Origin of the sequence: Heminiphilus faecis (assembly GCF_008728965.1) — a bacterium.
In the GTDB taxonomy this organism is placed as follows: Bacteria; Bacteroidota; Bacteroidia; order Bacteroidales; family Muribaculaceae; genus Muribaculum; species Muribaculum faecis.
In genome coordinates this window covers 1-13,398 of the sequence record NZ_VSMC01000018.1, presented here as the reverse complement: position 1 = coordinate 13,398, position 13,398 = coordinate 1, and the positions used below count along the sequence as shown (strand labels likewise).

The window sequence follows — 13,398 nt, the reverse complement described above, 5'->3', positions numbered from 1 at the left end:
CATTCCTGATATTAACGGTGCGGTGGTGATGGATAACTTTTTGGTACGCGGCGATGTTATACTATAAAAATCGTTAGTTGTCATGATGAAAGTTAAATTAGGAGTCACCTCGGTACAGGTTGGTTATACCGATGATGAGTTAAGAATCAAGGTCCTCGGTTATATTGATGCGCAGAGTGATGGAGTGGGGTTCCGTGACATATGCGACAACGTGCTTACGTTTGCAGAAGACGAAGGCCGCATTGCTCCGGGAGGAAACGAACAGTATCAATGGATGCAGCTTGACCGTGCCGACATACTGCGGATAGACCGTATATTATGCGATGAGATACGTGGCGGACGCCTTTTGATTGACTTCGATGTCACTCACTACCGTGCTGCCGACACATATTTCATAAGGCCATAGATATTAAGGAACCACGTTTAGTGCTACGTGATTTTGGTGCTGACTCCGCATGTCGCCTTTGATACGGAATTAGTACGTGAAGCCGTAGAAGCAAATAAGCCCTTGCCGGTTGTTGACTCACGTCACCGTACCGTCAGGGGCTTTTACTAAATGCAAATGATGATATTTTTGTGTGTTTTTCTCAACCATTCTAAAAACAGTTCTTATTTTGAGTTGTATATACTTTTCAGTGCATAATTAAGCTGAATCTTATATCACTTTTTATAACAGTAAATGTGATATCTCTCCTCTGTGAAACCATATTTATCAGAAGGAGATATGACCTTATAATTTAGGGAAACACTTCATAAGTATAATATATTCACTATACAAAGTTACGACATCTTTTTATTATATGAGCGATTGGCTGATGTAATAAATTAGGCTTTTGGCCTTTGCAATATGTTTATATACAGGAGTTTATCGCCTCGGATTCTCTTAAAATTAGGCTTGTGTATTTTACATATGTAACATTCTGATAATCAGTGGAGTAGTGGGTGTGATGCTGTAACTTGCTTATATACTGCAAGTTAATTAAGGTATTGTAGATACTCGTCTTTTCTGCCGCTTTCTGACTGCTTTATCTTTATCTTCAGGCGTTTTTTGCGGTCATATACGGAGTTTATTTTGTCGACTTTCAGAAACAGGGATATGGCTGTAGTTGAAAAACCGAGTACGGAATAGAGAAATAGACGATAGTCCGCTACTTTAAGATTGGGCATGTCATGACGGAAGTGCGACATTATGCCCGAGCAATGTTCATCTATGTCTTGTTCAAGTTGGAGTGCTGTAGATGAGTCAGACGAGAGTGTGTCGATGATTCTCTGGACCTCGTTGGATATGTGCTTTTTTGCCGATGTGGAATGCTGGCTTTCGTAATAAGCCTTGAACAGATTGTCGAACAGGTCGAATTTTGTGTTGATCAGTTCACGTATAGAGTGTTGGGCGGCTGAACATTCATGTTCTTTAAGAGTGAGGATTTCCTTCATGTTTTCTGCAATCAGCATGCTTTCCGATATTTGCCGTTTCTGTTTCCTGTAGTAGCGTAGTGCTATATAAACTATGATTGTCAGCACAATCACGCCTATTATCAGGATGATAATCATCCTGAACTTTGCAAGCTGTATGTCGTTTTCTATTAGTTTGTTTTTGTAGCTGTAATACCCTATCACCGAGGTGCCGAGATCGGTTTTTATACGCTCGTTAAGGTTAAGTGAGGCTATGCTGTCGTAGCTTTTGAGAGCTGTCAGCGCATCGGTTAAAGAGCCGTTTGCTTTGGATACATCGTATTTCAGATAGTACGAATGCAGATCTTTGTGCGCTTCTATGGCATCCGATATTTTCTGAGCTTTCTCGAGCTGACCTGTACGTGAGTATACCAATCCGAGAAAAGAGGAGTCTTGTGAGCTTGCCATGTCGGTCTTGCATATGTATTCAAGATAAGGCACCGCTTCTGTGTATTTATCCTGTTCAATCAAAGTCTGGCCTATGTTTTTCTTTGCTTCATATTCGAGGGTCTTGTCGGGACGTATGGCCAAAGTGTCAAGCAGTTGTCTTGACAAGTCGATTGACCGGTCATAGTCGCCGTAATAGAGGTGAGCCTGAGCAAGTTCGCTCATTGACTGGTCGAGATAGGGTTGAAGCTTTAGCGCGGCAAAGAAGTCATACTCTATATGCGAGTATATCAGGGCTTCGGTAGTCTTGAATGTAGCGTTATAAACGGCGGCGCATCCTTTTGCTGTCATTGCGCACCAGAATTTATCGTTGATGTCGGTGGCTGTTTCATGGGCGTTGTGCATTGACAGCAGGCTGCGGGGATAGTCGGCGGCATTGAAGTGGACGCGTCCGAGATAGTAATGCGCGAGCATGTCACGATGCCGGTCGTCTTGGTGTGAATAGTAGTCGGCAGCTATGGTTATGAGCGAGTCGTCGGTTACATTGATGTGGTTTTTGTCGAGAGCCTGTGTCATAAGCAGGGCAAATAGAGCCCGGTCTTTTTCCGAGCTTATAGAGGTGCTGTCGATGGCTTGAAGGATTGCAAGAGCGGAGTCGGGATGCTCGGTCATTACCGACTCGGCCGTTATAAGCCGTCGGTCATAGTGTCGGCTGCATGCTGCAAGGCATGCCATGGTAATGATGATAATGATGTGCAGTGTGTGTCGCATAAAAACTCTTTGACTGCAAATTTACTAAAAAATATTAAAAAAGTCACTGTTTTGTGGCTTGTCTAAATTTTATGGATTAAAAATTTGTAGTAGCGAAATCAACCTTTTCTTATGTCGACCTTACATTCATTATCTTACAGCCGCTGGTGTCAGCGGCAAAAAACGGTTGACTTGTTAAAATTCAGCCGACATACATGTAGCCTCAGTCTTCGAGCCTGTAAAAGCTATTAATCTATGCCGTCATGGTGCGGAGTCAGCAACTATGCCGCCACGTGCTGTATCAAACCGGCAGAATAGACGGTTTTATTTGTCATAACTCCCGACTTATTCGTATCTTTGGCTCCGTATTGGATACTCTCGCTCGGCAAAAAGCAAATAAATTTGCTTTTGCACTTGACTTATTCGTATCTTTGCATATCAACTTTATTTATCATTACGATGAACGAGGATATTAAACGGCTTTTGGGAGAGGATACCGACGGACTTCTTACCTATGAATATATAGCCAATCATATTGACTCAATCGATGATATCATCGACGAGTTGGTCGACAACATGATAGCGGTCGACCTGAACGGGCAGTTTACGGTGAGCGCAGCGCGCTATCTGTATGCCATAGACAAGGATAAGTATAATGATGCTATATCGCGCCTTATCGGTGCTGCGATAATAAAAGATCGCGAACGTCGCTATATCGGTGATCTGCTTACCCTCTGGGGTGATGACTACGAGGAGCATAAAAATGAATTAAGCGCTGTCGACGATAATTTCCGCCGTATATACAAGCGTATGTATCCTACCGGTATCTAACCGTACTCTGTCATGTCAAGATTGAAAACATTGTTGCTGATTGTAGCGTTAAGCATCAAATTGGCATCCTGTACCGAAACAAAATCGGCTGCAGCTACTGAAACTACAAAAAACGAAACCAAAACCAAAATGACGGTAATAGACAAAAATGATGTCGTTGTAAACATGTCGACGACAATGGGCGATATAAAGATTCTCCTGTTTGGTGACACCCCAAAACACCGCGATAACTTCGTGAAGCTTGTCAATGAGGGCTATTATGACGGCACTCTGTTTCACCGTGTGATAAACGAGTTTATGGTGCAGGCCGGAGATCCGGAATCAAAGGGTGCGCCGGCAGGCAGGCAACTCGGTAGCGGAGGCCCGGGCTACACGATAGAAGCCGAGTTTGTCTATCCCAAGCATTTCCATAAACGCGGCGCTATCGCCGCTGCGCGTCAGGGTGACAATGTGAATCCTGAGCGCAAGTCCTCGGGCTCGCAGTTCTACATCGTTACCGGCAAGGCATACAATGAAGCCCAGCTCGCACAGATGGAGAAGCAGATGATCATGATGCAGCAGCAGGATGTATTCAACCGGCTGGCTTCGGAGCGACGTGACTCTATCATGCAACTCCGCCGCAACCGCGATCAGGCAGGTCTTCAGGCGCTTCAGGACGAGCTGATAGCTCTTACGGAGGCCGAAGTCGCCAAGAAGCCGGCTAAACTCACTGCCGAGCAGCGCGAAGCTTACTCCACAATAGGAGGCACGCCGCATCTTGACGGTCAGTACACGGTATTCGGCGAGGTCATAGAAGGCATGGATGTCGTTGAAAAAATAGAAAAAACGCCCACGCTTCCCGGTGACCGCCCAAAGGAAGATGTGAAAATAATAAAGATGACTGTCGAGAAATGATTCCGGTCAACCGCTTCACCCTCTCCAACGGGTTAAAAGTAGTACACAATCAAGATAGTGCCACTGCAATGGTGGCACTAAATTTATTATATAACGTAGGCAGTCGTGACGAGTCGCCCGACCTTACGGGGATGGCGCATCTGTTTGAACATCTGATGTTTGGCGGATCGGAAAACATTCCCGAGTTTGACAAGGCGCTCGAAGCGGCCGGGGGCACCAATAATGCATGGACCAACTGCGACTTCACCAACTTCTATGACATAGTTCCGGCTCATAATGCTGAGACTGCATTCTGGCTCGAGAGCGACCGCATGAACGCGCTTGCATTCAATGACAAGTCGCTTGAGGTGCAACGACAGGTAGTAAGTGAGGAATTCAAACAAGTGTGTCTCAACCAGCCTTACGGTGATCTGCATCATCATCTTAACGCGCTTGCCTATAAGGTGCACCCTTACCGCTATCCGGTAATAGGCAAGGACATTTCACATATAGAAAAAGTACGTTCTGTTGATGTCCGCGACTTTTTTTACCGGCACTATGCGCCCAATAACGCCGTGCTTGCAGTCACGGGAAACATATCGCTTGATCGCACAAGAGAATTGGCGGAGAAGTGGTTTGGACCGATACCTGCACGACAGGTAGCGCCGCACGTATATCCGCAGGAGCCCGTGCAGACGGAGCCGCGTCGCGCTATAGTATATGGCCGTGTGCCACAGACCGTAATCTATAAAGCCTATCATATGCCGGGCTACAACGACAGGGCATACCCTGTCTGCGACACGATAACCGACCTGCTGTCGGCAGGTTATTCGTCGCGTTTTTACCGCGACCTGCTCATGGGCACTACGCTTTTCTCCAAAGCTGACGCTTCAATCACCGGCACAAGCGATCCGGGGCTTATACTTCTGAGTGCTCATCTGCGTGATGGTGTCAGTGTGGAAGAAGCCGAGGAGGCTGTCACTGACTCTGCCTTGTCGCTGATAGCGTCGCCGCCGTCGGCTCACGAGCTTGAGCGGGTACTGAACCGCTTTGAGGCGAGCCATATGTTCGGGACGCTCGGATATGCCAATCTTGCATCTGCCCTCGCACAGTGTGAAGCGCGGGGCGAAGACATAAACGATGTTGTGCCGAGACAAAGGACCGTAACGACCGACGCTATAGTCAATGCAGTATCGGCCTATATTACCCCGGCTAATTCATCGACCCTCATCTACTCGCCGCGTCAGTAACGGCAATGTGCAGGTATTCCGCAGCCGGAAGGCTGCCACTGTTAACACCGGTTGTTACAGCATTTTAAAAGTTGTATCCGAGAGTGAAAGTCCATGCCTTGTTGTGACCGTTGGGACGTTTTGCCGCGCCTTCAAGCTCTTTGAGCACGTTGCGGCAACTATAATTGAAGTGTACGCCGAGGTAATAATGCTGGAGCAGAAGCAGACCTATGCCGGTTTTAAGACCCCAGTCATAACGCTGTACCATGCCATTGTCGCCGAAATAATCGGCCTTGACGCTTTTCTGGGAAATCTCGGGCTTCATAGGGTCCTGCGTGTCGGTCTTAAGCTGATTATATCGTACTTTGCCGCCAAAACCTGTTGCGAAGTACGGACCGAGGTCTATCTGAAGTTGTGCGAGTTCAAATACGCCGAGACGGAGCGAAGCCAACAGCGGTATCTCAAAATAGTTGCCGCGCCACTTTCCGTCTATTGCCACAAGGTTTTCGTTATCGTTGACAAGATAGTGGAAGTCGTTGCCGCGCGATTTGTAAAACAGTCCCGACTGGATAGAGAAGAAATTGCGCAGGTTTATATCTACAATCGCTCCGAGTGTCAAGCCTTGGCGCCACTGGGTGTGGTTCCATGTTATTTCGGGGAATGCCTTGTCGTAATTGGTTGCAAGATTGGAGGTGTTAAAGCCTGCACGGACGCCTAACTGTATGACTTTGGACGGATGTCCTTTGTCAAACATAACTATTGACTGTGCTTGCGATACAGTAACACACATGGCTATGAGTGTAGCCATAATTGTAAGAGTCTTTTTCATAATACGGGCAATATATAATTTTTATTTGTCTTGTTTGTGACATTTGCGTCTGCAGCAACCGTTGTCGTGCAGAAAGTCGGTGAGCTGGTCGCTTATCTGCAGCATGCCAGCTTTGTCGGGGTGTCCCTGACGTTTCGATATGTTCTGAAGCTGAAGACACGCTGTATTGTTGTCGCGGCATAATTCTATGATGGCTTTGCGCATGTCGCCCTGTATCTCGTCGTTGAGCATGAATACTATGCGGGCGTCGGGATAAAGCGAGGGAAGTTCGCGAAGCATCTTATCCATGGCCGGTATGAAAGTATAAAGGTCATCGGAGCCTTTCTTGCCGAGAGGAACCTTTGCCCAGCAGTCGTTGGTCGCGCCGAATACCAATATGAGATCGGGCTTGCCGAGGCTGTCCATGCGTCTGATAAACGAACGGTCGCTATAATCGTTGCCTTCATAACCGAGATTGCACACTGTCGCTCCGGAAAACGAGTTGTTTTGTTCGAGTTGCAGGCCGCTGCGCGTTATGAAGCGCATCCACCAAGTATCGTCAACTGTGGCCACGTCGGTACGGTCGGGTTCGTTGGCGTCGGCAAAGTACCATACATAGTTTGTGTCAGGAACGACATGGTTCTGAAATGTCGAGTATGAGTCACCGAGAATTGATACTTTTGCAGGGCAATGGGCATAAATACATAGTGCAAACAGAATGCCCAAGATTGAGAATGACACTTTTTTCATGACAAACTTGAAAATTAAGGCCTAAAATTAGATAAAAAACCTCACACGACAAAAATCATGTGAGGTTTATGGGCATTATGTGACAATTATTCTACCGGTGAGGCTAATGAGCCGCTCACAAACGCAGTGCCTAAAAAAGTTCCCATTCAAATACTCCCGAGGAGTTGTCGGCAGGCTGGACTACTTCTAGTTTTACCGCTGAAGTCTTGACGGGACTGAAGTTTACCGTGTTGCCGGTGCCCTTTGCTGTGCCATAGTTGTCGGCGTCTTTTACCGGCTGCCACTCGCCGTAGGCATCGCGGTACAGGATTCTCCAGCTGTCAGGCACGCGGCATCCTCCCCATGGAGCATCGTCATACCAGTACACGGTGGAGCCGCGTACCTCCTTTGCTCCGGGAAATTCATATATAATCCACTCAACGGTGTTTTTAGCCGGCCACCAATGGTAGTAGGGTAGTGACCTGTCATTTACGTCTTTGGGCAGCAGGCGGTCATTGACGGCACTCAATGAGGGTGACGGGCGCGATGCGCTCAGTTTGCCGCCTGTGGCGAGTGTGGACGGAAGCACGGGATTGGCGGCGTTTACCTCCTGTGGAAGCCATACGGCCATCTTGCCGGGGCCGCGATGGGCCCATGCGTAATAAGGTATGAGAGTCAGTTTTACGTCATCGGCAGCAAGGCGTCCGTCGTCGCCATATTTAAGTGCTTGAGCATCAGTTACGAGTTTGTTTATGCCGTAAAGCATCTCGCGGTCCTCCTCGACTTTAAAGTGCGGATGTCGGTTGACGAGCACGGAGAGCACATCGAAGTCATTATCGGGCCACTCGGCGCAATATACTATGGGGCCGCGTTCTACAGCTATTCGTCCGCGGTCGGCTTCGACCCGGCTGTCAGCTTTAACTGTGCGGGGCTCCATATCGAAGTGTATCTCCACGCGGTCGCCTTTCTTCCAGTTCCGGTCAATGCTCAGATAGCCGTTTTGCAATGTTCCGTCAACTGTCTTGCCGTTTACTGTCACTGAATATAAGGGGCGTTTGTTGTCGGCGTATGTGTAAAGATCGCTCGGTACCGGTCGGTTGCGTACCCATCCCGGTATGCGTATCATCATTCTGAACCGGCCGGCTTTGTTGCGGTCGACAGTTAGGTCGATGTCGCCGTTCCATGGATAGGTGGTGTTTTGACTGATGGATACCTGTTTGCCGGCTATGTCGAGCCTGACGGTGTTTGACATGAATAAGTTGACATAGACGTCACGGTCTTTGACTGCATATATGTAGCCGGGAAGCGATGGAATGAAGCGGCATATATTGGACGGACAGCATGCACAGCCAAACCAAGGCTGACGCTGATGTTGTCCGGCTGACTCAAGAGGATTGGGATAGAAGAACCCGCCTCCGTCAAGCGATACTCCTGAAATAAGCCCGTTGTACAGGGTGCGCTCCAGTACGTCGTAATACTTCGAGTCGCCGTGGAGCAAAAACAGACGATGGTTTACATATACGTTTCCGATGGCGGCGCATGTCTCGCAGTATGCCGACATGTTGGGAAGTTCGTAGTTGGCGCCGAAAGCCTCGCCGTTGCTTGTTGCGCCTATTCCGCCGGTTATGTAGTATTTTTTACCTACGATGTTGTCCCATATTCGGTCGATGGCATGTATATAGGCGGAGTCGCCTGTGAGTGCTGCAACATCGGCCATACCTGCATACATATATGCCGCTCTGACGGCATGGCCTACGGCTTCGTCCTGCTCGGTGACAGGTTTGTGGGCCTGACTGTAGGCGTCGCGTCGCGATGTATGTCCGCGCTTGTCAAGAAAGAATTTGGCTTGGTCAAGATACTTTCTGTCGCCGGTGACGAGATACAGTTTGGCAAGGGCCATTTCCGCTATCTGATGCCCCGGTACAAGTGTAAGTTGTCCGGGATTGCCGCCTATTTCTCGACACACGCAATCGGCATATTTTACGGCTATGTCGAGAAAGTTGCGTTTGCCTGTAGCCTGATAATGAGCTATGGCTCCCTCTATCATATGGCCGAGGTTGTAAAACTCATGGCTGAGTTCTTCGACTTTTTCCCACCGTCGTGAACCTGCCCATTGGTGTGGGTGTTTAGGGTTCATTGTGCGGCTCGTGTACAGGTATCCGTCGGGTTCTTGCGCGGCGGCCACGATGACAAGCACGCTGTCGATATATCGCTCGAGCTGTTTGTCGGGATAGGTCTGTAACAGATAGCTTGCCCCCTCGATAGTCTTGTATACGTCTGTGTCGTCAAACGATAAGCCTCCTACCTTTATCGTGTCGTTAGGATGAGCTGCGTTTATAAAGTTAAGATAGCGTCCTGTCTCCTCGCATTTGGAGAATGCGAGCGGTATAGTGACTTCGCGACTTGCTTTAAGGCGCTGTCCCCAGAAGCTGTCGGTGACTTTGACTGACGTAAACGGCACGGGGTCTATCGGATAACCGTGAGCTTGTGCCGGCTTTTCTGCCCGGCTGTTTGTCATTGCGGCAGCTAATAGCAATAAAGTTAAGATACTTTTTTTCATTGTGTATGAAGATTTGTGATGTATGAGGTGATTGTGAAATGCAAATATACTCAAACATATCGTAATAACAGTCGGTATAACGGTGAAAACGACCTTATATAGAGGCGTTTTTCTTAATCCATGCCATCGGTCTGCATGCGGTTTTATTCCGGGTGTACGAGCCTGTTTAATCCGCTGCACCGGTATAGTGCGTATATGTACGCCGCAGCACCGGTGTACTATTTGTCTGCTTTTGCGACTAAGGCAGTGGGCCATATTTATTCTGATCTGTGTTTGCTATTGACGCTATCGTCGAAGTATGCTTGTTATGTGAAAAGAACAATTCTTTAAAATCGGCAACTCTTTTTTGCGCGTCATTCTTGCATGTCAAAAAAAATATCCTTACCTTTGCGCCTACTTTAGGTTTTGACCTGAGTAAGAGGATTGTCTTATGGTGTAATGGTAGCACTGCAGTTTTTGGTTCTGCCTGTCTAGGTTCGAATCCTGGTAAGACAACACAAAAGGAGCGAAGTTAAAAACTTCGCTCCTTTTGTGTTTAGGGCTCAATGTAAAAATGCGGTTGTTAAACTGGCAATGTAGGTAGGGACGCCGATATATCCCTTTCGGGGATTTTGGAGTTGTCGATCTTGCGTATGCCGTGAGCAATTAGATTGCCTATCGCCAATCTACAAAGGCAATCCACAACTATTTGTTTCTCAAAGCTCATGACCGGGTGTGATGGTAATAGTCTTAGACATAGTCCTTTGGAGATATTTTTGGTGTTGGTAATCTTCATACCTCACGTCACTAATTACCAGAGTTAACATAGCGGAGAATAGTAATGCTTCAATAACTATCAGAAATCGATTCGATATTATTCTTCTTATAAGAATGTGATTTATAGTCACATATGCAATAAAGCAAAGTACTGCGATGAACAGCATTATCGCCCATCCCAAAGGCTTAATTGCTATACGAATGTTATATGAAATAAAATAGATTATACATAAAAAGCCGGTGAAAATGTATAAATAGGAGAGTAGCTCACGGAGATAATTTGGTCTTTTCATTTGTTTGGCATATAATAATTAATAATTTAAGGGCCTATTTTCTGGTAGTAATATTTGTTTCTCAAAGCTCATGACCGGGTGTGATGGTAATAGTCTAGGCGTAGTCTTTCGGAGATATTCTTGGTCTAGGTAAACTTCATACCTCACGTCACTAATTACCAGAGTTAACATAGCGGAAAATAGTAATGCTTCAATAACTATCAGAAATTTATTCGATATTATTCTTCTTATAAAGACGTGATTTATAGCTATATATGCAATAAAGCAAAGTACTGCGTTGAACAGCATTATCGCCCATCCCTCAGGCTTATTTGTTATACGAATGTTATATGAAATATAATAGATTATACATAAAAAGCCGGTGAAAATGTATAAATAGGAGAGTAGCTTACGGAGATAATTTAGTCTTTTCATTTGTTTGGCATATAATAATTAATAATTTAAGGGCCTATTTTCTGGTAGTAATATTTGTTTCTCAAAGCTCATGACCGGGTGTGATGGTAATAGTCTAGGCGTAGTCTTTCGGAGATATTCTTGGTCTAGGTAAGCTTCATACCTCACGTCACTAATTACCAGAGTTAACATAGCGGAAAATAGTAATGCTTCAATAACTATCAGAAATCTATTCGATATTATTCTTCTTATAATAATGTGATTTATAGCTATATACACAATGAAGCAAAGTACTGCGTTGAACAGCATTATCGCCCATCCCAAAGGCTTAATTGCTATACGAATGTTATATGAAATAAAATAGATTATACATAAAAAGCCGGTGAAAATGTATAAATAGGAGAGTAGCTCACGGAGATAATTTGGTCTTTTCATTTGTTTGGCATATAATAATTAATAATTTAAGGGCCTATTTTCTGGTAGTAATTTACCGGAAGGATTGAATTTGATTATAGATTGAAAGGCGGAACTTGGCCTCATTTGGATATCACATTTCATCTTATATCCATTAAAGACATCAACAATGCCAAATGGAGTAGCCATTGGAATATAGGATGGCACCATTGTCGGTTGGGAAACGGGAATGCCAGCTTCTACCATGGCTTTTTGTACTGCTGTTGCACAGTTATTGTTAAAAAGGTTGTATTCAGTTTTTGCTATCTTGGAAAAGCTATTTCTCATTGTTTCGTCTTGTTCAGGTGTGGTAGAAATTTGATAGCCCTCTGAAAAGCCAAAATGATTCATAGATTTATCTTTCTTGCTATCATTATTTCTAACATTATATGATGAATTGAAAAATTCTTGAGGTGAATCCCATGAGCCAACCGCAACATCATTAAAGGGCCTGCCACCGAAATGCGAGCCTGAAAAATATAAGTTATTCCCATTTACAGAATAGTATTGCCATTTTCCTTCCTCATTCTGAATCAGCATTGCCATATGCATTCCTTTAGTATAATTCAAAACGACTATATCTTTTCCGGTCGGATCAACGCAGTTAACAGGGTTTCCGCCGCAATATGAATATGGCGACAGATGGGAATATGCATGGCTGCTTAGTGGATAAAGCAGCGCAATTAATAATAAATTTAAATATTTCATTTTGACAGTGTTTTTTCGCGGATGTACTTTTGAGCCTCTACAGCTTGTTGTTTTCGTCGTTCTCTGATTACTTCAGTTTCTTCGGTCATATAAGTTTTGTAAAAACTCCGTTTTGTTTCATCCATCAAATGTATCAAGGATGCGACATAATCGTCTACGGAATTCCCGTTTCTCTTGATGTAATCATGAATCATTCTTTCAATTGATTTACCTCGTATTATCCACGCATTTGGATTCATGGGATACAATTCAAGAGAGCGACTTGCACAATAGTAGGTAAACTTATCATACCGATGAAACTTTTCTTTATATCCAAATGCAAGTTCGGCCATTTGGCAAGCGACGGTCTCGGTATCAGTCAATGGTGTCATATATGTACCGACAATCACAGCAGAATCACATATTTCAAAATCCTGCTTAATCCACCATGATGGATTCATCTGATTGGTCGTCAATTCGAGGTTTATCCATTCTTCCGGCGTAAACTTATCCTCATCTTTGTACATAATATAACAATGCCGCGGAGCGTGAGCTAATGATACATTGGCATTTAATTCATTTGCAAGGATTTTGTACATCCACGGAAGTGAACGACACTGACCTTTATGGGTTTTTAGCGTCTTGCTGACAAATTGACGTTCCCATGACTCATTGTCCATTGAAACAAAGTCATAGGTGTATGGTGTATATCCATTCCCGGAATATGGACTTACTATATATGAACTGATAGCCATCTGCATACCAGTTTTGTATGTATGCAACTTGTTTTCCTTATATAAATCAAGGATAAAAGTCTTTATTCTATCAATCTCATCGCAGAAGTCGGTCTTGTAGTCTAATTTTCCTTCATAAAATGCCCATTCAGCAAGATAGACGGCTCTTTTTATGGACAGAGTTTCTCTGCCGGCGAGCATATCTGACATCTCATTAAAAGCGGATACATAGTAATCCTCAGCTGTCATTGGTTGCGCTTGTACCGACAGTTGTAGCGGAAGTAATAGAAAGTATAACCACAACTTCTTCATAGATATGCAAATATAGTAAAAAAAGGGTCAATCCGAAATTCCGGTGCATGGAATTTCTGAAAAGTGTTAAATTTGGGGTATGAAAACAACAGATGCAATATGGATGTGCCTTCCCGAAGGGATGGATGAACTGTTTGAGATGGTTCGGTTC

The 13,398-nt window shown here is 45.0% G+C and carries 10 protein-coding genes; 4 read left to right on the top strand and 6 right to left on the bottom strand.

The window, feature by feature from the left end:
• Window positions 1–82 precede the first annotated feature (82 nt).
• Entirely contained in the window at window positions 83–406 is a 324-nt protein-coding gene (locus FW767_RS08725; RefSeq protein ID WP_121699695.1) for a hypothetical protein, read from the top strand.
• 569 nt (window positions 407–975) lie between these two features.
• On the opposite strand, the gene FW767_RS08720 is transcribed toward FW767_RS08725, so the two are convergent.
• Window positions 976–2,574: a tetratricopeptide repeat protein gene (locus tag FW767_RS08720; protein WP_205523875.1), complete on the bottom strand. Its 1,599-nt coding sequence runs from the start codon at window positions 2,572–2,574 to the stop codon at window positions 976–978.
• A 474-nt stretch (window positions 2,575–3,048) separates the two neighbouring features.
• On the opposite strand from FW767_RS08720, the gene FW767_RS08715 reads away from it, so the two are divergent.
• Genes FW767_RS08715 through FW767_RS08705 form a run of 3 tightly spaced genes read left to right on the top strand, consistent with a single transcriptional unit; the run spans window position 3,049 to window position 5,543 of the window.
• The gene (locus FW767_RS08715; RefSeq protein ID WP_121699697.1) at window positions 3,049–3,420 is read left to right on the top strand and encodes a hypothetical protein; all 372 of its coding nucleotides are present in this window, start codon (window positions 3,049–3,051) and stop codon (window positions 3,418–3,420) included.
• Window positions 3,421–3,432: 12 nt separating this feature from the next.
• On the top strand, window positions 3,433–4,314 hold the full coding sequence (locus FW767_RS08710) for a peptidylprolyl isomerase (protein ID WP_121699698.1): 882 nt from the start codon (window positions 3,433–3,435) through the stop codon (window positions 4,312–4,314).
• Window positions 4,311–5,543 carry a M16 family metallopeptidase gene (locus tag FW767_RS08705; RefSeq protein WP_121699699.1) on the top strand — a complete coding sequence of 411 codons (1,233 nt, stop codon included), beginning with the start codon at window positions 4,311–4,313 and terminating at the stop codon, window positions 5,541–5,543. Before FW767_RS08710 ends, FW767_RS08705 begins: the two co-directional genes overlap by 4 nt.
• Before the next feature lie 64 nt (window positions 5,544–5,607).
• Here FW767_RS08705 and FW767_RS08700 read toward each other — a convergent pair whose 3' ends face one another.
• The 5 genes from FW767_RS08700 to FW767_RS08680 all read right to left on the bottom strand — a co-directional run bounded on the left by FW767_RS08700 (window position 5,608) and on the right by FW767_RS08680 (window position 13,247).
• The gene (locus FW767_RS08700; protein ID WP_121699700.1) at window positions 5,608–6,351 is read right to left on the bottom strand and encodes a porin family protein; all 744 of its coding nucleotides are present in this window, start codon (window positions 6,349–6,351) and stop codon (window positions 5,608–5,610) included.
• Between the two features lie 21 nt (window positions 6,352–6,372).
• Window positions 6,373–7,080, bottom strand: coding sequence for an SGNH/GDSL hydrolase family protein (locus FW767_RS08695; RefSeq protein ID WP_121699701.1), 708 nt, complete (start codon window positions 7,078–7,080; stop codon window positions 6,373–6,375).
• 130 nt (window positions 7,081–7,210) lie between these two features.
• Window positions 7,211–9,577, bottom strand: a complete 2,367-nt coding sequence (locus tag FW767_RS08690; protein ID WP_369863432.1) for a glycoside hydrolase family 127 protein — start codon at window positions 9,575–9,577, stop codon at window positions 7,211–7,213.
• 1,937 nt (window positions 9,578–11,514) lie between these two features.
• Window positions 11,515–12,222: an RHS repeat-associated core domain-containing protein gene (locus tag FW767_RS08685; protein WP_147438792.1), complete on the bottom strand. Its 708-nt coding sequence runs from the start codon at window positions 12,220–12,222 to the stop codon at window positions 11,515–11,517.
• Complete coding sequence (locus FW767_RS08680; protein ID WP_121699708.1) at window positions 12,219–13,247, bottom strand: hypothetical protein; 1,029 nt, start codon at window positions 13,245–13,247, stop codon at window positions 12,219–12,221. The genes FW767_RS08685 and FW767_RS08680 overlap by 4 nt, the downstream gene beginning before the upstream one ends.
• Window positions 13,248–13,398 lie beyond the last annotated feature (151 nt).